The organism is Duffyella sp. Ts4, assembly GCF_051851875.1.
Taxonomy (GTDB): Bacteria; Pseudomonadota; Gammaproteobacteria; order Enterobacterales; family Enterobacteriaceae; genus Duffyella; species Duffyella gerundensis.
On the sequence record NZ_JBLYPN010000004.1, the window covers coordinates 158,799 to 179,137 of the forward strand.

At 55.9% G+C, this 20,339-nt stretch carries 21 protein-coding genes; 13 read left to right on the forward strand and 8 right to left on the reverse strand.

What is annotated here, in order from left to right:
• Positions 1–259: 259 nt before the first annotated feature.
• Positions 260–1,168: an oxygen-dependent coproporphyrinogen oxidase gene (gene hemF / locus ACJY2L_RS08420; RefSeq protein ID WP_264290247.1), complete on the reverse strand. Its 909-nt coding sequence runs from the start codon at positions 1,166–1,168 to the stop codon at positions 260–262.
• A 30-nt stretch (positions 1,169–1,198) separates the two neighbouring features.
• A complete protein-coding gene (gene amiA / locus ACJY2L_RS08425) occupies positions 1,199–2,047 on the reverse strand; it encodes an N-acetylmuramoyl-L-alanine amidase AmiA (protein WP_439212572.1) in 849 nt (282 codons plus the stop codon).
• Between the two features lie 207 nt (positions 2,048–2,254).
• On the opposite strand from amiA, the gene ACJY2L_RS08430 reads away from it, so the two are divergent.
• The 10 genes from ACJY2L_RS08430 (at position 2,255) to ACJY2L_RS08475 (ending at position 10,993) form a co-directional block, all read left to right on the forward strand.
• Positions 2,255–2,680 (forward strand): GNAT family acetyltransferase, encoded by a 426-nt coding sequence (locus ACJY2L_RS08430; protein WP_067435455.1) that lies wholly within the window; start codon positions 2,255–2,257, stop codon positions 2,678–2,680.
• An 11-nt stretch (positions 2,681–2,691) separates the two neighbouring features.
• On the forward strand, positions 2,692–3,141 hold the full coding sequence (locus tag ACJY2L_RS08435; protein WP_067432738.1) for a DUF2919 domain-containing protein: 450 nt from the start codon (positions 2,692–2,694) through the stop codon (positions 3,139–3,141).
• Positions 3,142–3,207: 66 nt separating this feature from the next.
• Positions 3,208–3,834: an RpoE-regulated lipoprotein gene (locus tag ACJY2L_RS08440; protein WP_439212571.1), complete on the forward strand. Its 627-nt coding sequence runs from the start codon at positions 3,208–3,210 to the stop codon at positions 3,832–3,834.
• 246 nt (positions 3,835–4,080) lie between these two features.
• A complete protein-coding gene (locus tag ACJY2L_RS08445) occupies positions 4,081–5,097 on the forward strand; it encodes a sulfate ABC transporter substrate-binding protein (RefSeq protein ID WP_067432733.1) in 1,017 nt (338 codons plus the stop codon).
• The gene (cysT, locus tag ACJY2L_RS08450) at positions 5,097–5,930 is read left to right on the forward strand and encodes a sulfate/thiosulfate ABC transporter permease CysT (protein WP_067432730.1); all 834 of its coding nucleotides are present in this window, start codon (positions 5,097–5,099) and stop codon (positions 5,928–5,930) included. The genes ACJY2L_RS08445 and cysT overlap by 1 nt, the downstream gene beginning before the upstream one ends.
• The gene (gene cysW, locus ACJY2L_RS08455) at positions 5,930–6,805 is read left to right on the forward strand and encodes a sulfate/thiosulfate ABC transporter permease CysW (protein ID WP_067432727.1); all 876 of its coding nucleotides are present in this window, start codon (positions 5,930–5,932) and stop codon (positions 6,803–6,805) included. The genes cysT and cysW overlap by 1 nt, the downstream gene beginning before the upstream one ends.
• Positions 6,795–7,883 (forward strand): sulfate/thiosulfate ABC transporter ATP-binding protein CysA, encoded by a 1,089-nt coding sequence (cysA, locus tag ACJY2L_RS08460; protein WP_439212570.1) that lies wholly within the window; start codon positions 6,795–6,797, stop codon positions 7,881–7,883. The genes cysW and cysA overlap by 11 nt, the downstream gene beginning before the upstream one ends.
• Before the next feature lie 108 nt (positions 7,884–7,991).
• Positions 7,992–8,873 (forward strand): cysteine synthase CysM, encoded by an 882-nt coding sequence (gene cysM, locus ACJY2L_RS08465; RefSeq protein WP_439212569.1) that lies wholly within the window; start codon positions 7,992–7,994, stop codon positions 8,871–8,873.
• A 111-nt stretch (positions 8,874–8,984) separates the two neighbouring features.
• Positions 8,985–9,665 (forward strand): response regulator transcription factor, encoded by a 681-nt coding sequence (locus ACJY2L_RS08470; RefSeq protein WP_067432719.1) that lies wholly within the window; start codon positions 8,985–8,987, stop codon positions 9,663–9,665.
• Positions 9,662–10,993, forward strand: a complete 1,332-nt coding sequence (locus tag ACJY2L_RS08475) for an ATP-binding protein (protein WP_209501576.1) — start codon at positions 9,662–9,664, stop codon at positions 10,991–10,993. Before ACJY2L_RS08470 ends, ACJY2L_RS08475 begins: the two co-directional genes overlap by 4 nt.
• A 67-nt stretch (positions 10,994–11,060) precedes the next feature.
• Here ACJY2L_RS08475 and crr read toward each other — a convergent pair whose 3' ends face one another.
• From crr to cysZ, 5 genes are all read right to left on the reverse strand, one after another.
• Complete coding sequence (crr, locus tag ACJY2L_RS08480) at positions 11,061–11,564, reverse strand: PTS glucose transporter subunit IIA (protein WP_067432713.1); 504 nt, start codon at positions 11,562–11,564, stop codon at positions 11,061–11,063.
• Between the two features lie 42 nt (positions 11,565–11,606).
• The gene (ptsI, locus tag ACJY2L_RS08485) at positions 11,607–13,334 is read right to left on the reverse strand and encodes a phosphoenolpyruvate-protein phosphotransferase PtsI (RefSeq protein WP_067432710.1); all 1,728 of its coding nucleotides are present in this window, start codon (positions 13,332–13,334) and stop codon (positions 11,607–11,609) included.
• Between the two features lie 152 nt (positions 13,335–13,486).
• Positions 13,487–13,744 carry a phosphocarrier protein Hpr gene (gene ptsH, locus ACJY2L_RS08490; protein WP_007889063.1) on the reverse strand — a complete coding sequence of 86 codons (258 nt, stop codon included), beginning with the start codon at positions 13,742–13,744 and terminating at the stop codon, positions 13,487–13,489.
• Between the two features lie 385 nt (positions 13,745–14,129).
• On the reverse strand, positions 14,130–15,101 hold the full coding sequence (gene cysK / locus ACJY2L_RS08495; protein WP_067432706.1) for a cysteine synthase A: 972 nt from the start codon (positions 15,099–15,101) through the stop codon (positions 14,130–14,132).
• 153 nt (positions 15,102–15,254) lie between these two features.
• On the reverse strand, positions 15,255–16,022 hold the full coding sequence (cysZ, locus tag ACJY2L_RS08500; RefSeq protein WP_067432703.1) for a sulfate transporter CysZ: 768 nt from the start codon (positions 16,020–16,022) through the stop codon (positions 15,255–15,257).
• Positions 16,023–16,238: 216 nt separating this feature from the next.
• Between cysZ and zipA the strand changes: the two genes are divergently transcribed.
• The 3 genes from zipA to ACJY2L_RS08515 all read left to right on the forward strand — a co-directional run bounded on the left by zipA (position 16,239) and on the right by ACJY2L_RS08515 (position 19,542).
• On the forward strand, positions 16,239–17,234 hold the full coding sequence (zipA, locus tag ACJY2L_RS08505; protein WP_439212568.1) for a cell division protein ZipA: 996 nt from the start codon (positions 16,239–16,241) through the stop codon (positions 17,232–17,234).
• 69 nt (positions 17,235–17,303) lie between these two features.
• Positions 17,304–19,331 carry an NAD-dependent DNA ligase LigA gene (gene ligA / locus ACJY2L_RS08510; RefSeq protein WP_439212567.1) on the forward strand — a complete coding sequence of 676 codons (2,028 nt, stop codon included), beginning with the start codon at positions 17,304–17,306 and terminating at the stop codon, positions 19,329–19,331.
• Positions 19,324–19,542: a DUF3820 family protein gene (locus tag ACJY2L_RS08515; protein WP_067432694.1), complete on the forward strand. Its 219-nt coding sequence runs from the start codon at positions 19,324–19,326 to the stop codon at positions 19,540–19,542. Before ligA ends, ACJY2L_RS08515 begins: the two co-directional genes overlap by 8 nt.
• 1 nt (position 19,543) lies before the next feature.
• On the opposite strand, the gene ACJY2L_RS08520 is transcribed toward ACJY2L_RS08515, so the two are convergent.
• Positions 19,544–20,332 (reverse strand): ATP-grasp fold amidoligase family protein, encoded by a 789-nt coding sequence (locus ACJY2L_RS08520; RefSeq protein WP_439212566.1) that lies wholly within the window; start codon positions 20,330–20,332, stop codon positions 19,544–19,546.
• Between the last annotated feature and the right edge of the window lie 7 nt (positions 20,333–20,339).

The following is a 20,339-nucleotide window of genomic DNA, read 5'->3' on the forward strand; positions in this document are numbered from 1 at the left end:
CAGGCGTCACGGCGCGCGTAGTAGGTGAACCACATTGCATCAGGCGTTTACATATGAAAATGCGTTTTCTCTGATTGTTGCAATGGTTCGGGTTGATGAGTCACCTGCAAAAGCGTTGTCTGTCGGCTCGATTCAGCTGGTGCTGGAACCGGCATCCGGGAAAAATCACACCTTCAAGCTTAGCAGAGAGAGAAGAAAGTGCGCGTAAAACGCGGCAGGTGAACAGCAGGGCAACCGTTATTGCCCTGCTACGACGGGCTTAGATCCAGGCTTTTACCGGTAAGAAATCACTGTAAAGCGCCGCTTCCGGCGAGCCCGGTTCCGGCTGCGCGTCATATTCCCAGCGCACCAGCGGCGGCATCGACATCAGGATCGATTCGGTACGGCCACCGGTTTGCAGGCCGAACAGCGTGCCGCGGTCCCAGACCAGATTAAATTCCACGTAGCGCCCGCGACGATAGAGCTGGAACTGGCGTTCGCGTTCGCCCCATGGATGCGCACGGCGACGCGCCACGATCGGCAGGTAGGCATCAAGGTAGCCGTTACCCACCGCCTGCATAAAGTCGAAGCAGCGGTTGAAATCGGGCGTATTCAGATCGTCAAAGAACAGCCCGCCGATGCCGCGCTGCTCATCGCGGTGTTTAAGATAGAAGTAGTCATCGCACCATTTTTTATAGCGTGGATAGACATCATCGCCGAACGGCTGGCAGATGTGTGCGGCGGTCTGATGCCAGTGCACCGCATCTTCCGTAAAGCCGTAATAGGGCGTGAGGTCGAAACCGCCGCCAAACCACCATACCGGATCGGCATCCGGCTTTTCAGCGATAAAAAAGCGGACGTTAGCATGGCTGGTCGGCACGTACGGATTTTCCGGATGCACCACCAGTGAGACGCCCATTGCCTGAAAGCTGCGTCCTGCCAGTTCCGGGCGATGCGCCGTGGCGGACGCGGGCATCTGATCGCCATAAACGTGGGAAAAGTTAACGCCCGCCTGCTCAAACAGCCCGCCATTACGCAGCACGCGTGTGCGTCCGCCGCCGCCGCCGGGGCGCGTCCATTCATCTTCGGCAAAGGGCGTACCGCCGTCCGCCAGCGACAGCTGCTGGCAAATTCGGTCCTGCAGATCGAGCAGGAAGTGCTTCACACGGTCAATATCAGGATGGTTCATAAGTTTCTCACCTTAAAAAGCGTGTGCCAATCATACCCGACCTGAATGGCGATCGTATTCATCAAAATAGTGGGTGATGCCGGTAGCAATAGCGCTGGCGATCTTCTGGCGGAACGCGGTACTGCCCAGCAGCTTCTCCTCTTCAGGATTGGTAATAAAGGAAGTTTCCACCAGCACCGAGGGAATGGAAGGGGATTTCAATACCGCAAAAGCCGCCTGCTCAGTATGCTCGCTGTGCAGATGATGCACCGGACGGATCTGGTTCAGCACGTGTTTGCCGAGGTTGAGACTGTTTTTAATGGTGTCGGTTTGTACCAGGTCAAACAGGATCTGCTGCAGATAGTGATCCTTGTCTTTTGCCTGCACGCCGCCGACGTCATCAGCCGCGTTCTCTTTTTTCGACAGGTAGCGCGCCATAGCGCTGCTGGCGCCGCGGTTTGACAGCGCAAACACCGAGGCGCCGTTTGCGGTCGGACTGGTAAAACCATCGGCATGAATCGACATAAACAGGCTGGCGCCGTGCTGATGGGCGATTTCAACACGCTGGCCCAGCGGAATAAAGTGGTCACTTTCGCGCGTCAGGCGCACCTCAATATGCGCATGCTCGCTGAGCAGGCGACGAATGTTATTGGCAATCTCCAGCACCACATGCTTCTCTTCAGAGCCCTCTTCACCCACGGCACCTGAATCGATGCCGCCGTGACCGGGATCGATCATGACAATGCGCTTTGCACTGGCGCGGGCTGCGGGACGCGCGAGGGCAGGGGACGCGGGCTGCTTTGCCTGCGTTTTTTTTTGCGTCAGCAGCGCCAGCGCCAGGCCGGAAAGCAGCAGCTGGCGACGCGTGGTTAACGGCTTAAGAACAGTGATCTTTTTCATGGGCGTTCCGCAAAGAGATAACAGCCCCGTGTTATAGCCTAACGGCCTGGCGACTTCGAGCACGCGAGTGTGTCAGCATTTTACTTACTATTTCACCGTACCTGATGGCTAAACGGCGCTTTTTTGCCCCGATGGTGACGTGCAGGGTTGCGCCGGTAAAAGAAAGCGTGATAATCAGCAAATTGTGCTGCTATCGGGGCTGAGATGATGGAAATCCGAGTTTTTCGCCAGGAAGATTTTGAAGAGGTGATTACCCTGTGGGAACGCTGCGATCTGCTGCGCCCGTGGAACGATCCCGAAATGGATATTGAACGTAAGCTTAATCACGATCCTGAGCTGTTTCTGGTGGCGGTTGTGGGCGGCGAAATTGTCGGCTCGCTGATGGGTGGCTACGATGGTCATCGTGGCTCGGTCTATTATCTGGCGGTGCATCCTGATTACCGCGGACGCGGCTTCGCCAATGCGCTGCTTAACCGTCTGGAGAAAAAGCTGATCGCGCGCGGCTGTCCCAAAATTAATCTGATGGTGCGGGAAGAGAACGATCTGGTGCTCGGCTTTTATGAAAAGCTCGATTATGAAGTGCAGGATGCCATTTGCGTGGGCAAGCGCCTGATTGAAGATCGCGAATATTAATTGCCGCCGTGATGCCCTCTCACTATTTGCCCGATGAGTATGACAACAAAGGCCAGCTGCGTTTGCCGCTGGCTTTTTGGCTGATCCTGCTGTTGCAGGCGCGCACCTGGCTGCTGTTTATTATGGCGGGCGCGTCCCGGCAGCAGGGCAGCGATCTTCTGGCCCTGTTTTACCCCGACAGACAGGCGTTCTGGATTGGCATTGCATCAGGCATTCCGGCGGCGCTTGGCCTGCTACTCACCGGCTATCGTCAGCGGCTGCCGCGGCTGTGGCAGAGCTGGCGCTGGGTATTGATCGTTAGCCTGCTGGCCAGCGTGGTGCAGCAGGGCTGGCTCGCCTGGCAGGACGATCAGGCGCTGGCCGCGTCGCTGCTGGCGTTAGTCGATCTGTTCGCCGCTGGCTGGCTGCTGTGCCATCGCCGTCTTGCCGACTGCTTTCGGCCCGATCGCCACGTCGAGTAAACTTTTTGCCTGTTGCGCACTCCAACCAGCACAGTTTTGCGATGCGCACGATTCACAGGAGTTGATATGAAAGCGATTCGCCCGGTAGCGATAGTTGCCGCACTTATGCTGGCCGGCTGCGCCAGCTCAGGTTCTTCCTCTTCTTCTGCTTCTGCCGCTGGCGACAGCAGCTGGTGGAATCCACTCTCCTGGTCCTGGTCAAGCCTGTCACCCACGCACTGGTTTGGCGATTCGCTGAGCGTCAGCGAGCAGGGCGTAGGCGCTATTAATGGTGCCACACCGATGACGCAAAGCGCGCTGGAAGCGGCGTTGGGCGGCGATTACCGTCTGCGTTCCGGCATGCGTGGCGATGGCGGCGCGGTCAGCCGTTTCTGGCAGGCGCTGGATGGCGAGCAGGTCAAACTGGTGATCTACGGCGACAGTCGCGTCACGCGGGTGGAAGTGATGGATAAGGACATTACCAGCGCCGACGGCAGTAAAATCGGCGACGCCTTCAGTCAGCATTACGATAAAGCCTTTGGTCACTGCCAGAAAGCGCCCGGTATCGACAGCAGCGATATCGAATGTCAGGCGCCGGGAAGCCAGCACATTGCCTACGTTTACCACGGCAACTGGCACGGTCCGGAAGGGTTGATTCCTTCTGACGACACGCTAAAAAGCTGGACGCTGAGCAAAATCGTCTGGCAGAAGTAACCGGCCAGCGAAACGGCCTCATCGCGCGCCACTTCTGGCCCGGTGAGGTTGTTCTGATAATCAGCCGGGCCCGCCCGCATCCCTGCTGGCGATAAGCTTTTTTCCGCATATCCTTTCCCCGCAGCTTATAGCGTTTTCGACTTTGAAATCATCAAACGATATATAAAACCGTTACTGGTTTTCACAGGGTTATAAATACACTGATTGCACGGCGGAGTTGCGCCGGTTTTCTGCTCAGGGTGCGAAATGACCATTCCAATGATAAAAAAAGTCGTCAGCGGCGCCGCTGTCTCGCTCTTGCTGGCGAGCGCAGCGCAGGCCACCGAACTGCTGAACAGTTCTTATGATGTCTCGCGCGAGCTATTTGCGGCGCTGAATACCCCTTTTGAAAAACAGTGGGATGCCAGCCATCCCGGTGACAAACTGACCATCAAACAATCGCACGCCGGTTCGTCCAAACAGGCGTTAGCTATTCTGCAGGGTTTGCGTGCCGACGTGGTGACCTACAACCAGGTCACCGACGTACAGGTTTTGCATGATAAAGGCGCGCTGATTCCTGCCGACTGGCAGCAGCGGCTGCCCAACAACAGCTCCCCGTTCTATTCGACCATGGCGTTTTTGGTACGCAAGGGCAATCCCAAACACATTCAGTCGTGGCAGGATTTGACCCGCGATGACGTGAAGCTGATTTTCCCTAATCCTAAAACCTCTGGCAATGCGCGTTACACCTATCTCGCCGCCTGGGGTGCCGCTGACAAAGCGGACGGTCAGGATGCGGCGAAAACGCGTCAGTTCATGACCAAATTTTTGCAAAACGTTGAGGTGTTTGATACCGGCGGTCGCGGGGCAACCACCACCTTTGTTGAGCGCGGACTGGGCGATGTGTTGATCAGCTTTGAGTCGGAAGTGAATAACATCCGCAACCAGTATGGCAAAGATGATTACGAAGTGATTGTGCCGAAAACCAACATTCTGGCGGAGTTTCCGGTGGCCTGGGTGGACAAAAACGTGGCGCAGAACAACACCGAAGCGGCCGCAAAAGCCTATCTGAACTACCTCTGGACGCCAGCGGCTCAGCAAATTATTACCCAATACTATTATCGCGTGAATAACGCGGCGGTAATGGATGCGCAAAAAGCGAAGTTTCCTGCCACCGAGCTGTTCCGCGTGGAAGATCGGTTCGGCAGCTGGGATAAGGTGATGAAAACCCATTTCGCCAGCGGCGGCGAGCTGGATAAATTGTTAGCGGCGGGGCGTGGTTGATGTTTGCGGCAAGTCATAAACGTGTATTGCCCGGCTTTGGGCTCAGCTTAGGCAGCAGCCTGCTGTTTACCTGCCTGATTCTGCTGCTGCCGATGAGCGCGCTGATTATGCAGCTGTCGCAGATGACGCTGGCGCAGTACTGGGATGTGATCACCAATCCTCAGCTGATCGCCGCCTACAAAGTCACGCTGCTGTCAGCGGGCGTCGCCTCACTGTTTAATGCGGTTTTCGGCATGCTGATGGCGTGGATCCTGACGCGCTATCGCTTTCCAGGCCGCGCCATTCTCGACGGCCTGATGGATCTGCCGTTCGCGCTGCCAACGGCGGTGGCGGGCCTGACGCTGGCTGGGCTGTTCTCGGTAAACGGCTGGTACGGTCAGTGGCTGGCGCAGTTCGATATTAAGGTGTCTTATACCTGGATCGGCATCGCGGTGGCGATGGCGTTCACCAGCATTCCTTTCGTGGTGCGCACGGTGCAGCCGGTACTGGAAGAGTTAGGTCCGGAATATGAAGAGGCGGCAGAGACGCTGGGTGCCACGCCGTGGCAGAGCTTCCGTCGTGTGGTGCTGCCCGAGGTCGCGCCAGCGCTGCTGGCCGGTACTGCGCTGTCGTTTACCCGCAGCCTTGGCGAGTTTGGCGCGGTGATTTTTATCGCCGGTAACATCGCCTGGAAAACCGAAGTGACCTCGCTGCTGATTTTTGTTCGGTTGCAGGAGTTTGATTATCCGGCGGCCAGCGCCATCGCCTCGGTAATCCTTGCCGCTTCGTTGCTGCTGCTGTTTGCCATTAACACTCTGCAAAGCCGCTTTGGCCGCCGTCTGGGAGGTCACTGATGACTGATATGACTCACAGCAATGATGCCGAGCGCCAGCCGGTAAACTGGGCGAAATGGCTGCTGATCGGTGTCGGCGCGCTGATCACCTTTCTGCTGCTGGTGGTGCCGCTGATCTCGATCTTTTACGAGGCGCTGGGCAAAGGACTGATCGCTTCTCTGCAAAATCTCGCCGATCCGGACATGCTGCATGCGATCTGGCTGACGGTGCTGGTGGCGTTGATTACCGTGCCGGTGAACCTGGTGTTTGGCACCTTGCTCGCCTGGCTGGTGACGCGTTTTACCTTTCCGGGACGGCAGCTCCTGCTCACCCTGTTTGATATTCCGTTTGCCGTGTCGCCGGTGGTGGCAGGGCTAATGTATCTGCTGTTCTGGGGAGTGAATGGCTCTGCGGGCGGCTGGCTTGATGCGCATCATCTGCAGGTGATGTTCTCCTGGCCGGGCATGGCGCTGGTGACCATTTTTGTGACCTGTCCATTTGTGGTGCGTGAACTGGTGCCGGTGATGCTGAGCCAGGGCAGCCATGAAGATGAGGCGGCCATTCTGCTCGGCGCATCGGGCTGGCAGATGTTCCGTCGCGTGACCTTGCCCAACATCCGCTGGGCGCTGCTGTACGGCATCGTGCTGACCAACGCGCGCGCCATTGGCGAATTTGGTGCGGTCTCGGTGGTATCGGGATCGATTCGCGGCGAAACCTACACGTTACCGCTGCAGGTTGAATTACTGCATCAGGATTACAACACCGTTGGCGCCTTTACCGCTGCCGCGCTGTTGACCCTGATGGCGATCGTTACGCTGTTTTTGAAAAGCGCGGTGCAGTGGCGGTTAGAACGCCAGCATCAGCGTTTGCAACGGGAGGAAAATCATGAGCATTGAGATCAGTCACATCAACAAATCCTTTAGCCGCACCCAGGTATTGAATGACATCTCGCTGGATATTCCTTCCGGACAGATGGTGGCGCTGCTGGGCCCGTCCGGTTCAGGGAAAACCACGCTGTTGCGCATTATTGCCGGTCTGGAGCATCACAACAGCGGGCAGATTCGTTTCCACGGTAAAGATGTCAGCCAGACGCATGCCCGCGATCGCCAGGTCGGCTTTGTCTTTCAGCACTATGCGCTGTTTCGCCATATGACGGTGTTTGACAACATCGCCTTTGGCCTGACCGTGCTGCCGCGCCGCGATCGTCCTTCCACGGCGGCGATCAAACAGAAAGTGACGCAGCTGCTGGAGATGGTGCAGCTGGGTCACCTGGCAAATCGTTATCCGGCACAGTTGTCGGGTGGACAGAAACAGCGTGTGGCCCTGGCGCGTGCGCTGGCGGTGGAACCGCAAATTTTGCTGCTGGATGAGCCGTTTGGCGCTCTGGATGCGCAGGTCCGTAAAGAGTTGCGTCGCTGGTTGCGCCAGCTGCATGAAGAGCTGAAATTCACCAGCGTGTTTGTTACGCACGATCAGGAAGAGGCGATGGAAGTTGCCGATCGCGTGGTAGTAATGAGCCAGGGTAACATTGAGCAGGTCGGCACGCCGGATGACGTGTGGCGCGAGCCTGCCACGCGCTTTGTGCTGGAATTCCTCGGCGAAGTAAACCGCTTTGACAGCCAGGTTAACGGCTCGCAGTTCCACGTCGATGCACATCACTGGCCGCTGGGTTACACCCCTGTTCATCAGGGCGCGGTTGAGCTCTTCCTGCGTCCGTGGGAAGTGGACGTTGCGCGGCAGAGCAGCATTGAAACGCCGCTGCCGGTCAACGTGCTGGAAGTCAGTCCACGTGGACACTTCTGGCAGCTGGTGGTGGCACCGGTGGGCTGGCAGGCAGAAACCTTTACCGTGGTCTTCGATGGCGATCAGACTGCGCCACTGCGGGGCGAGCGCCTGTTTGTCGGCTTGCAACAGGCGCGGCTGTATCAGGGCAATACGCCGCTGCGTCCGGTTGCCTTTGCCCAGAGTGCCTGATAGTTTTATGCTATCTCCGGGGCGGAATTCTTTCCGCCCTTTTTTATGCAGTTAACAGCCCCTTTTAGCGCGTCTCAGAGCGGATTGCGCTTACCCAGGAAATCGCGCGTGACAACGTTAGAACAGACTATTGGCAATACGCCGCTGATCAAATTACAACGCCTGGCACCGGCCGGCAGTGAAATCTGGCTGAAGATGGAAGGCAATAATCCGGCGGGCTCGGTGAAAGATCGCGCGGCTTATTCCATGATCCATCAGGCTGAACTGCGCGGTGAGATCCAGCCGGGCGATCGGCTGATTGAGGCGACCAGCGGCAATACCGGCATCGCGCTGGCGATGATTGCCGCCATGAAAGGCTATCGCCTGCGGCTGTTGATGCCTGAGAACATGAGCCAGGAGCGGCAGGCGGCGATGCGCGCCTATGGCGCCGAACTGATTCTGGTCAGCCGTGAGCTGGGCATGGAAGGCGCGCGCGACTGTGCGCTGGAGATGGAAGCGCAGGGCGAAGGCAAGGTGCTCGACCAGTTCAACAACGCCGATAATCCGCTGGCGCACTATCGCACCACCGGCCCGGAAATCTGGCAGCAGAGTGCAGGCCGCCTGACGCACTTTGTCTCCAGCATGGGCACCACCGGCACCATTACCGGCGTGGGGCGCTATCTTAAAGAGCAATCTTCAGCGGTGAAGATTGTTGGCCTGCAGCCCTGCGAGGGCAGCAGCATTCCCGGCATTCGTCGCTGGTCAGCCGACTATTTGCCGGGCATTTATGACGCCTCGCTGGTCGATCAGATTATCGATATGGATCAGCTCACCGCGGAACAGACCATGTGCGCGCTGGCGCAACGCGAAGGTATCTTTTGCGGCGTCAGCTCCGGCGGCTCCGTCGCGGGCGCGATTCGCCTGGCCGCCGCGCAGCCGGGCAGCGTGGTGGTGGCGATTATCTGCGATCGCGGCGATCGTTATCTCTCTACTGGCGTTTACGGTAGCTAATCTTTTCATCGTGCTCCGCTGAATCCCGCAACTGTAATAATAACGTAAAAGCGGCTGCGGATTTCTTACAGTCAGGTCAAAATAGCGCCAGTCTGTTGTGAGAGCGTAACAATGAAAATTCTGTTGGTTGATGACGATCTGGAACTGGGCACTCTGCTCAGCGAATACCTGATCGGCGAAGGTTTTGACGCGACGCTGGTACTGACCGGCAGCGCGGGCGTGGCTGGCGCGTTATCCGGCCATTACACCGCCATGATCCTGGATATTATGCTGCCTGATATGAGCGGCATCGACGTGCTGCGTCAGGTGCGGCAAAAAAGCCGACTGCCGGTGATTATGCTAACGGCAAAAGGCGACAATATTGACCGCGTGATTGGCCTGGAAATGGGCGCGGATGATTACATGCCGAAGCCCTGCTATCCGCGTGAGCTGGTGGCGCGTCTGCGAGCCGTGCTGCGACGCATTGAAGAGCAGGCGCCGGTGCCCGATCGCAAAGAGGTGATTCGCTGGGGCGAGCTGACGCTGAACCCCGCCACGCGCATGACCGAATGGCAGCAAAAACCCTTTGATTTAACCGCCTCCGAATTTAACTTGCTCGATCTGCTGCTGCGTGCGCCTGATCGCGTGGTGTCCAAAGATGAGCTGTCAGAAAAAGGCCTTGGCCGCCCGCGTGAAGCCTACGATCGCAGCGTCGACGTGCATATCAGCAACATCCGGCAAAAACTCTCTGCGTTAACCGCTGACCACGTGACCATCGAAACCGTGCGCAGCATTGGCTACCGTATTCGATGATTCGCCATTATCGCGGCAGGATGTTCTGGAAAATCCTGATCGGATTCTGGCTGGTGTTTATCGTGATCAGCCAGCTGCTATGGCTGGGCTTTGTGATCTCCGGTGAGCGCCATGAACCGCCTGAAATGCGCGCGGTACGCCGCATCGCCGAACTGCAAATCGCCTCGGCGGCCTCGGTATTGTCCAGCGGCGGCCCGGCGGCACTGGCTGAGATGATGGCGGGCTGGCCGTCAGCCGATCGCCAATTCTTTACCGTCACCCCGCAGGACGCGCCTGATAACCTGGCGGCACAGCCCGTTGATGGGCCATTTCCTGATGTCATGGTGCGGCGGGTAAAAGGTGCGGACGATCGCTGGTATGCGCTGCGTTATGACGTTAAGGCGTTGCGTGCAGACAGCCGCCTCGGCTCACAGCGTAAATTCCTCAACATTCCCGAGCCGATGGTTATTCTGGCCGGCGCTGCCGGGCTGCTGTTTAGCCTGTTGCTGGCGTGGAACCTGACGCGGCCAATGCGCCAGCTGAGCCTGGGCTTTGCCAGGGTCTCCAGCGGCGATCTCTCCGTAAGACTGTTTCCCAACATGCGACGTCGTCATGATGAGCTTTCCGAGGTGGCAAAAAACTTTGATGAAATGGTGGAGCGGCTGTCGGTGCTGGTGCGGGCGCGGGAAGAGCTGCTGCATGATATTTCACATGAGTTACGCTCGCCGCTGGCGCGGTTGCAGCTGGCTACCGGCCTGGCCCGGCAGATGCCCGAAAACGTCAGCGCGTCGCTGGATCGAATCGATGCGGAAGCGCAGCGCCTGGATAAGATGATCGGCGAACTGCTGACGCTCTCTCGCGCCGAGCACGACGCGATGCCCGATGAGCAATATTTCGATCTCACCGGCCTGATCGAGGCGGTGGTCACTGACGTGCGCTACGAGGCACAAATACCGGGCGTGGAAATTGGGCTGGATATCGATCGTCAGCAGGATTATACCGTGCGCGGTAACGCCGAGCTGATCCGGCGTGGGCTGGAAAACGTGCTGCGTAACGCGCTGCGCTTTTCACATGCCGGACAACGCGTGCAGGTGACGCTGTGGCGTGAGGCACAGTGGTTATCGATACGCATCAGCGATCAGGGGCCCGGCGTGGATGAAGAGAAGCTGTCGAGCATCTTTGACCCCTTTGTTCGGGTCAATTCACCGCTGATGGGCAAAGGCTACGGATTAGGGCTGGCGATTGTGCGCAAGGTGATGCTGGCGCATCATGGCGAAGTGCAGGCGGTCAACGGCGAGCAGGGCGGCCTGACGCTGACGCTGCGATTACCGCACTGGCAGCTGAGCTGAAGAACGCGCTTCGTGCAGCAACAAAAACGGCACCCCGAAGGGTGCCGTTTTCTCAGACCTGCAGAGATTACTTTTTAATACGAATCACAGGCGTTTCGCCGACGACAACCTGACCGGTAAGTTTGGTCAGCTCTTTGATTTCATCCATATTGGAAATCACAACTGGCGTCAGCGTAGACTTCGCTTTCTCTTCCAGCAGTGCCAGATCAAACTCGATGATCAGATCACCTTTTTTGACCTTCTGGCCTTCTTCCGCAATACGTTTAAAACCTTCGCCTTTCAGTTCAACGGTATCAATGCCGAAGTGTACAAACAGCTCGATACCGGTATCTGATTCGATCGAAAACGCATGGTTAGTTTCGAAAATTTTGCCGATGGTCCCGTCAACCGGTGCCACCATCTTGTTGCCCGCTGGCTTGATTGCGATGCCATCGCCAACAATTTTTTCCGCAAACACGACATCTGGTACATCTTCGATGTTCACTATTTCGCCTGACAGCGGCGCAACAATATCAATCGTTCCTGATGCGTGATCTGTTTTGTCGCCAAAAAGTTTAGAAAACAAACCCATGATCTTCTCCTAAGCAGTAATTTTGGGCCAGCGTCTTGCGGATCAGCAGAGTGTTTTTTCTTTAATGAACTTGTTGACCAGGTTCATTAACTCATCCGCGGTGGGCTGAGTCAGAGCCTGCTCTGCCAATGCCTTCACATCTTCGAAATTCGTGTTACGAATGATTTTCTTGATGCGTGGAATAGAAATGGCACTCATGCTGAATTCGTCCAGCCCCATTCCCAATAAAAGTAGTGTAGCACGTTCATCACCAGCCAGCTCACCACACATGCCGGTCCATTTGCCCTCGGCGTGTGAAGCATCAATGACTTGCTTGATCAGGCCCAGTACAGACGGCGTCATTGGGTTGTAGAGATGTGAAATCAAATCGTTACCACGATCGACCGCCAGAGTATACTGCGTCAGGTCGTTTGTCCCAATACTAAAGAAGTCGACTTCTTTCGCCAGGTGACGCGCGATGACCGCAGATGCCGGGGTTTCGACCATGATGCCGACTTCGATGCTCTCATCAAAGGATTTGCCTTCTTCACGCAGCTGCGCTTTCAGCATCTCCAGTTCCGCCTTCAGGAAACGCACTTCTTCCACGGAAATGATCATCGGGAACATGATGCGCAGCTTGCCGAATGACGACGCACGCAGGATAGCGCGCAGCTGAGCATGCAGAATTTCTTTGCGATCCATGGCAATACGAATCGCACGCCAGCCAAGGAACGGGTTCTCTTCTTTTGGCAGGTTCATGTACGGCAGATCTTTATCACCGCCGATGTCCATGGTGCGAACGATAACCGCCTGCGCGCCTACCGCTTCAGCCACGGCTTTATACGCCTGGAACTGCTCTTCTTCGCTTGGCAACGAGTCACGGTCCATGAACAGGAATTCAGTGCGGTACAGGCCAACGCCTTCCGCGCCGTTGCGCTCGGCACCGGCGACGTCGCGCACGGTACCAATGTTGGCGCAGACTTCAACCTGATGCCCATCCAGCGTAATAGCAGGCAGATCTTTTAGTTTTGCCAGCTCATTCTTTTCTGAATGATACTGTTCCTGAACGCCTTTCAGCTCATCGACAACCGAGGTTTCAGGGTTGACGTGGATAGCGTTGTTAACGCCATCAATGATCAGGTAATCACCGTTTTTCACGGTGGCGGTCACGTTGCCGGTGCCGACAATGGCAGGAATTTCCAGCGAACGCGCCATGATCGAGGTGTGCGATGTGCGGCCACCCAGATCGGTAATAAAGCCCAGCACTTTTTTCAGGTTGAGCTGTGCGGTTTCTGACGGCGTCAAATCCTTGGCCACCAGAATCACTTCTTCAGTGATCGCGCTCAAATCAACAATATGCAGGCCCAGAATGTTTTGCAGCAGGCGTTTACCGATGTCACGTACGTCAGCCGCACGTTCTTTCAGGTATTCATCATCCAGCTCTTCCAGCGCTTTCGCCTGGCCATCGATGACTGCAAAGGCAGCGGCGTCTGCAGAGGCATGGTCGTCTTTGATCAGAGAGATGATTTCCTGTTCCAGTTCTTCATCTTCCAGCAGCATGATGTGACCTTCGAAGATCGCTGCTTTCTCTTCACCAAGCGTTTCACCGGCTTTAATTCTGATGGCTTCGAGCTGCGTGGCGGCCTTGCTGCGTCCGTCGAGGAAACGCTGCACTTCCTGATCCACCTGCTCTGCAGCGATCTTTTTCCGGTTGATGACGATTTCATCTTCTTTCAGCAGAAGTGCTTTGCCAAAAGCGATACCCGGTGATGCTAAAATGCCTGAAATCATAACCCTACCTTTTTATCTCGATGGCTCATGACTTAAGTGCGCCAGTGTCATGCGAAAGCGTACTTTACGGATGCAATAACGCGGACGTAATGTCCGCGATCAATTAAGTGGCACTTCTTAAGCCGGAGAGAAACTACTTACTAACCGACAGATTACTCAAGTTCAGCCATCAGTTTGACCAGATGTTCTACCGCCTGCTGCTCATCTTCACCTTCAGCAGACAGCGTCACAACGGTACCCTGAGTCAGACCCAGCGTTTGCAGTTTGAACAGGCTCTTGGCACTGGCAGATTTGCCGTTAGAGGTCACGGTGATCTCTGACTGGAAAGCTTTAGCTTCTTTAACGAACTGAGCGGCAGGGCGAGTGTGCAGACCGTTTGGTGCGGTAATGGTAACTTCTTGCTGGAACATGCTATTTCCCCAACTTTATCTGGTTTGGTGTTATGAATCTAAAGTTTAGCCTGGCGGCAGGACTTTAGCCTGTATTGGTGCGCGCTTCAGGATTATGCCTGGCAAAGATGCGCCGGTACGAGGTTGGAGGCAGCCGGCGGAAATCTGGCCGATGCTCTCTTTTCAACCTAACCATTATGCCGCGAATTGCCTTGTGACCAAATCAGTAAATCGATTCAGCGTGATTTGGCGCAAGCTACGATTAATTTCGCGGATCGAAATAATTGGTTGCTTAAATACCAGAGCCGCGCAGCAGAGATCAATCAGTGTGGTTGCGAAAGTGAGATCTGCTCCACAAAAAAGCACCCATTTGGGTGCCTTTTACACAACTTTAGGAAATGTTTGATTACTGCTGTAGCTCTTTTTCCGTGAACAGATCGGCAAACAGCGCAGTACTCAGATAGCGCTCGCCGGAAGAGGGCAGAATCACCACGATGGTCTTATTGGCAAACTCTTCTTCTTCCTGCAGCTTCAGCGCTGCTGCGACGGCCGCGCCGGACGAGATCCCGGCCAGAATACCTTCTTCCTGCATTAAACGCCGTGCGGTGGCGATAGATTCGTCATTAGTGATGGCGACGACGCGATCAACCAAGCTTAAATCGAGGTTGCCTGGAATGAAGCCAGCGCCGATGCCCTGAATCTTATGCGGGCCGGGCTTGATCTCTTCGCCTGCCAGCGCCTGGGCGATCACTGGCGAGTCGGTCGGCTCAACCGCGACGCTGATCAGATCGGTTTTGCCTTTGGTGTTCTTCAGATAACGGGTCACGCCGGTGATGGTGCCGCCGGTGCCAACGCCCGCGATAAACACATCAATCTCGCCGTCGGTATCTTCCCAAATCTCCGGGCCGGTGGTTTTTTCATGAATCGCCGGGTTAGCCGGGTTACTGAACTGCTGCAGCAGCACAAACTTATCGGGATTGCTGGCGACGATCTCTTCAGCTTTGGAAATCGCGCCCTTCATGCCTTTTGCGCCTTCAGTCAACACCAGATTGGCACCCAACGCCTTCAGCAGCTTGCGGCGCTCTGTGGACATGGTTTCTGGCATGGTCAGCGTCAGTTTGTAACCGCGGGCGGCGGCAACATAGGCCAGCGCAATACCGGTGTTACCGCTGGTAGGTTCAACCAGTTCAATGCCGGGCTTGAGGATACCGCGTTTTTCCGCATCCCAAATCATGCTGGCGCCAATACGGCACTTAATGCTGAAGCTTGGGTTACGGGATTCAACCTTTGCCAGAATGCGGCCATTGCCCATGCGGTTCAGCCGAACCAGCGGCGTATGCCCGATGGTCAAAGAGTTGTCTTCATAGATCTTACTCATAGCCCGTCCTTTACTGTGTGAAATATTATAAACCCCAGAAGAATACCCCTTACGATTGAGCAAGGAAGGAAGGAAATCGTATATGTATATTATTAGCTGAAATAAGCCCTGCGATAAAAGCATAAGGCGGCATGAGCCGCCTCGATTCTCAGATTAATGCGGGTGTCCACTGCCTGACTGCGCGCGATAACGATCAACCCACATGGCAGTGGCACCGCATACCGCCACCGGCATAATCATCAGATTCAGCAGCGGAATCATCGTAAACAGGCTCACCAGCGCACCAAACTGCAAATTGGCGGAGCGGTGCTGACGCAGCGCCTGGCGCATCCGCTGAAAGCTGACCTTGTGATTGTCGAAGGGATAATCGCAATACTGAATCGCCAGCATCCAGGCGCTGAACAGAAACCACAGCACCGGCGCGACGGTTTGCCCAAAGCCAGGAATGAAATAGAGCAGCAGCAGGCCAATCGCCCGCGGCAGATAATAGGCCAGCTTCTGCCATTCACGCTTCATGATGCGCGGGAAGTCTTTTACCAGCGCCGCCCAACCGCTGTCCGGCAATGGCTGACCGGTGAGACGCCCTTCGAGCTGCTCGGCCAGAATGCCGCAGAACGGCGCGGCAACCCAGTTGGCCAGCGTCGAGAAGAAATAGCTGAACACCAAAATGATCGAAATTACCGTCAGTGGCCAAAGAATGTAGCTCAGCCACTGTAACCAGCCGGGCACCCACGACATCATTGTCGGGATCCAGTTTCCCAGTTCGTGAAAAAGCCAGACAAAAGCACCGCCCAATAGCAAAATATTGATTAACAGTGGGATGATAACGAAACGTCGAATACCGGGGAGGCGGATCAGTTTCCAGCCCGCCGAAAAGTAGTGCACGCCGTTATAAGCAGCGACGCGATTCTCATTTGCCATGGGCATTTTCTCCTTTGTCCATCAGACAGCGCCATCATAACGCAGCTTTTATTGCAGGCCAGCGGCGAATTGGCTGAAAAAACAGCGAAAAACCGTGTCCAGGCTATCTTATTTGTTAGAAAATAGTGCACAGACTTGCACTTGTGTAGCAGGGCAAATACAGTTAGAGGATAAAGTTTGCCGCGGTGGCAAGGTATTGGAACAACAGAGAATACAATGATGCAGGATTTGCGTCTGATATTAATCGTTGTTGGCGCGATCGCCATAATAGCGCTTCTTCTTCACGGTTTGTGGACCAGCCGTAAAGAGCGCTCATCCGTTTTTCGCGATCGCCCGCACAAGCGTTTAAAACAGCAAAACGAAGATGATAGTGACGACGTCGAGGATGATGCGCTGGGCGAAGTGCGCGTGCGTCGTTCTCATACCGAGCACGAAGAACCGCCTTTTAACACGCTGGACGATACCGACAACGTGCAATCCGCGCCGCGTAAACAACCTGAACCTGCCCGATCGGCACCGCGCCGGGAAGAGAATGCGGCACGCGATCCGCTGTTTGAGACCGATCCCGTTGCGCATCCGCAACCAAAAGCCGCACCGGCGCCGCGTCCGCAGTCGGTTGTACCGACACAGATGCCGCCACAGCTTGCTCAGGCCGATCAGCTTCTTGATCCGTTGCTGGAGCAGATTGAGCAGGAACCGCTGCTGCAGATGGAGCCTGAACACCAGCCGGAACCTGAGCCTACGCCGCAGCCGGTTCAGTCAGCGCCAGTTGCTAAGCCTGCTGAAAAAGTGAAAGAGACCGTGCTGGTGCTGCACGTTGCCGCTCACGCTAACGGCGTATTGAACGGCGAAGCGCTACTGCAGGGTGTGTTGCAGGCGGGCTTCCAGTTTGGCGAAATGAATATATTCCATCGTCACCTCAGCCCGGCGGGCAGCGGCCCGGTACTGTTCAGCCTTGCGAACATGGTAAAACCAGGCTCTTTTAATCCTGACGAAATGTCTGACTTTTCCACGCCAGGCATTTCCATGTTTATGATGGTGCCGTCCTACGGCGATGCGCATCAGAACTTCAAGCTGATGCTGCAATCCGCACAACGCATTGCCGATGATGTAGGCGGCGTGGTGCTGGATGATGAACGCCGCATGATGACGCCGCAAAAGCTTGAGACCTATAAAGCCCGCATTCGTGATGTGATTGACGCGAACAGCTAAGCTTTATCTCTTCTTCGTTAGGCCCGCAAACCCCCGTTAATCGGGGGTTTTTCACTTTGATGGTGCGCTATGAAATCCGTACAGGACACAATAACCGAGTTAAGAACCACGCTTCGGCATCATGAATATCTCTATCATGTGATGGATGCGCCGGAAGTGCCGGATGCTGAATATGATCGTCTGATGCGCGAACTTCGTGAACTTGAAGCGCAGCATCCCGATTTGATTACGCCGGACTCGCCAACCCAGCGCGTGGGCGCTGCGCCGCTGAGCGCATTTGAGCAGGTTCGCCACGAAGTGCCGATGCTGTCGCTGGATAACGCTTTTGACGAGGCGACCTATCTCGCGTTCAATAAGCGCGTGCAGGATCGGCTGAAAAGCAGCGATGAGATTACCTTTTGCTGCGAACTGAAGCTGGACGGTCTGGCCGTCAGCCTGCTGTATGAAGATGGCCTGCTGGTCCGCGCCGCCACGCGCGGAGACGGCACTACCGGTGAAAACATTACCGCCAACGTGCGCACCATCGGCGCGATTCCTCTGCGTTTGAAAGGCGACAACATTCCGGCGCGGCTTGAAGTGCGCGGTGAAGTGTTTATGAAGCAAAAAGGCTTCGAGAAGCTCAATGACGATGCGCGCCGCAACGGCGGCAAAATCTTTGCTAATCCACGTAACGCCGCGGCCGGTTCGCTGCGCCAGCTCGATCCACGCATTACCGCTAAGCGCCCGCTGACCTTTTTCTGTTACGGCTTTGGCCTGCTGGAAGGCGGCGAACTGCCGCGCAGTCACTGGCAGCGCCTGCAGCAGCTAAAAGCCTGGGGCTTACCGGTAAGCGATCGCATTCGTCTCTGTCACAGTGCTGAAGATGTCCTCGCCTTTTATCATCAGGTTGAGCAGGATCGACCGGCGCTGGGTTTCGACATCGACGGCGTGGTGATCAAAGTCGATTCACAGGATTTGCAGGAGCAGCTCGGTTTTGTTGCGCGCGCGCCGCGCTGGGCTATCGCCTTTAAGTTTCCGGCACAGGAGCAACTGACGGTGGTGCGTGAGGTGGAGTTCCAGGTGGGTCGCACCGGGGCGATCACGCCAGTTGCCCGTCTGGAGCCGGTGCAGGTGGCGGGCGTGCTGGTAAGCAACGCGACGCTGCATAACGCCGATGAGATTGCCCGCCTCGGTCTGCGCATCGGCGATCGCGTGGTGATTCGTCGCGCGGGCGATGTCATTCCGCAGGTGGTCAACGTGGTAGAAAGCGAGCGGCCGGAAGAGACGCGTGAAATCGTGTTTCCCAGCCACTGTCCGGTCTGCGGTTCAGATGTCGAGCGGGTCGAGGGCGAAGCGGTCACGCGCTGCACCGGCGGCCTGATTTGCGGCGCACAGCGCAAAGAGGCGCTTAAACACTTCGTGTCACGGCGCGCTATGGATGTCGATGGCATGGGCGATAAAATTATCGACCAGCTGGTGGAAAAAGAGTACGTCAAAACGCCTGCCGACCTGTTTCGCCTCAGCGCTGGCGTGCTCACCGGACTGGATCGCATGGGGCCAAAGTCGGCGCAAAATGTGGTCAACGCGCTAAACGCGGCCAAGGCAACCACCTTGCCGCGCTTCCTCTATGCGTTGGGTATTCGTGAGGTGGGTGAGGCGACAGCGGTGAATCTGGCCGCGCATTTTGGCACGCTGGAGAAGCTGATGGCGGCAACGCTGGATGAGCTGATTGCCGTACCGGATGTCGGCAAAATCGTCGCCAGCCACCTGCGTAATTTCATGGATGAAGAGAGCAACCGCGAGATTATTCATCAGCTGGTCAACGACATCGGTATTCACTGGCCGGAAGTGGTTGTGGTCAAAGCAGAAGAGATCGATTCGCCATTTGCAGGCAAAACGGTGGTGCTCACCGGTTCGCTTACCATCATGTCACGTGATGATGCCAAAGCACGCCTGGCGGCGCTGGGCGCTAAAGTCAGCGGCAGCGTATCGAAGAAAACCGATCTGGTGATCGCCGGTGAAGCCGCTGGCTCTAAACGCGCCAAAGCGGAAGAGCTCGGTATCGAGATCATTGATGAGGCGGAAATGATTCGCCTGCTGGGTGAGCAGAATGGATAAAGCCTTTCTGGTAGAAATTGCCAACACCACCATGCCGTTTGGTAAGTACAAAGGGTTGACGCTGATCGATCTGCCCGAACCTTACCTGTTGTGGTTTGCGCGCAAAGCCGAATTTCCATCAGGGCATCTGGGTGAACTGATGGAAATGACGCTGGCGATCAAAATCGAAGGGCTGGAGGGGCTGGTGAAGCCCCTGAAAAAAGGGACCTGAATCAGGCTGGCCGCGCTGCGGTCGGCTTTGGCGTTATTCGCTGTTTTTGATAATGCCAGCGGCTACCCATCAGTTTATCAAGCTCTTCGCCCAGCGACACGGTAAACCCTGCCGCTGGCGTCAGGGTAATCTCGCCAAACCACAGTTTGCCTGCCGCCACGTACCAGTCATAACGTGCATAATCCAGCCGATCGGCAAGCCTGATGCTCAGTTCGACAGCTTTCTCCAGTAGCGTTCGGATGCTGACCAGGTCGGCATGCTCCATGCTGTTGATATAAAAGCGGTGATGCACGTCACCGTGGAAGCGATTATCGATGGTTTGCAGTACAAACCAGTGCGAACCGTCAGTTTGACGGAACAGATGAATTTTATAATCACGTAGCGAAGGCTCTTCGCCGTGCAGGCGTTTTTCAATTACCAGTCGTGGTGGAATTGCCTGATAATGCGGTTCGTAAGATCGCGCACCAAAATCTGCGGCCAGCCACCGGCTAAATTTGATCATCGCCTCATCCAGCGCTGTTTCCGACGGTACTGTTTCAAAGAAATGTACCATGCCCGCGCCATGGGTCGGCTTAACCACCACGTCGTCCAGCGACAGGCGCAGCGCACGCAGGTCGCCCACATTCTCCACGGTGTGCTGCAAGGGAATCAGATAATCGTTGCCGATTTTTTCCTCTACATACTCTCGCACGCGATACTTATCTGCCAACAGCGAGAAGAATGCATTATCAGGACAGTCGTAATGTTTACGGCATAATACTTTTTCAGTGAAATAAACAGGGCTTCGCATATTTGCC

Excerpts from the sequence above, each read along its gene's own strand:
- cysW (WP_067432727.1), top strand. The coding sequence starts at position 5,930 with ATGACTGATATGACTCACAGCAATGATGCCGAGCGCCAGCCGGTAAAC.
- ligA (WP_439212567.1), top strand. The coding sequence starts at position 17,304 with ATGAAATCCGTACAGGACACAATAACCGAGTTAAGAACCACGCTTCGG.
- zipA (WP_439212568.1), top strand. The coding sequence starts at position 16,239 with ATGATGCAGGATTTGCGTCTGATATTAATCGTTGTTGGCGCGATCGCC.
- ACJY2L_RS08520 (WP_439212566.1), bottom strand. The coding sequence starts at position 20,332 with ATGCGAAGCCCTGTTTATTTCACTGAAAAAGTATTATGCCGTAAACAT.
- hemF (WP_264290247.1), bottom strand. The coding sequence starts at position 1,168 with ATGAACCATCCTGATATTGACCGTGTGAAGCACTTCCTGCTCGATCTG.
- ACJY2L_RS08430 (WP_067435455.1), top strand. The coding sequence starts at position 2,255 with ATGGAAATCCGAGTTTTTCGCCAGGAAGATTTTGAAGAGGTGATTACC.
- ACJY2L_RS08440 (WP_439212571.1), top strand. The coding sequence starts at position 3,208 with ATGAAAGCGATTCGCCCGGTAGCGATAGTTGCCGCACTTATGCTGGCC.
- ptsH (WP_007889063.1), bottom strand. The coding sequence starts at position 13,744 with ATGTTCCAGCAAGAAGTTACCATTACCGCACCAAACGGTCTGCACACT.
- cysK (WP_067432706.1), bottom strand. The coding sequence starts at position 15,101 with ATGAGTAAGATCTATGAAGACAACTCTTTGACCATCGGGCATACGCCG.
- cysT (WP_067432730.1), top strand. The coding sequence starts at position 5,097 with ATGTTTGCGGCAAGTCATAAACGTGTATTGCCCGGCTTTGGGCTCAGC.
- cysZ (WP_067432703.1), bottom strand. The coding sequence starts at position 16,022 with ATGGCAAATGAGAATCGCGTCGCTGCTTATAACGGCGTGCACTACTTT.
- ACJY2L_RS08435 (WP_067432738.1), top strand. The coding sequence starts at position 2,692 with ATGCCCTCTCACTATTTGCCCGATGAGTATGACAACAAAGGCCAGCTG.
- ACJY2L_RS08515 (WP_067432694.1), top strand. The coding sequence starts at position 19,324 with ATGGATAAAGCCTTTCTGGTAGAAATTGCCAACACCACCATGCCGTTT.
- ptsI (WP_067432710.1), bottom strand. The coding sequence starts at position 13,334 with ATGATTTCAGGCATTTTAGCATCACCGGGTATCGCTTTTGGCAAAGCA.
- ACJY2L_RS08475 (WP_209501576.1), top strand. The coding sequence starts at position 9,662 with ATGATTCGCCATTATCGCGGCAGGATGTTCTGGAAAATCCTGATCGGA.
- crr (WP_067432713.1), bottom strand. The coding sequence starts at position 11,564 with ATGGGTTTGTTTTCTAAACTTTTTGGCGACAAAACAGATCACGCATCA.
- cysA (WP_439212570.1), top strand. The coding sequence starts at position 6,795 with ATGAGCATTGAGATCAGTCACATCAACAAATCCTTTAGCCGCACCCAG.
- ACJY2L_RS08445 (WP_067432733.1), top strand. The coding sequence starts at position 4,081 with ATGACCATTCCAATGATAAAAAAAGTCGTCAGCGGCGCCGCTGTCTCG.
- amiA (WP_439212572.1), bottom strand. The coding sequence starts at position 2,047 with ATGAAAAAGATCACTGTTCTTAAGCCGTTAACCACGCGTCGCCAGCTG.
- ACJY2L_RS08470 (WP_067432719.1), top strand. The coding sequence starts at position 8,985 with ATGAAAATTCTGTTGGTTGATGACGATCTGGAACTGGGCACTCTGCTC.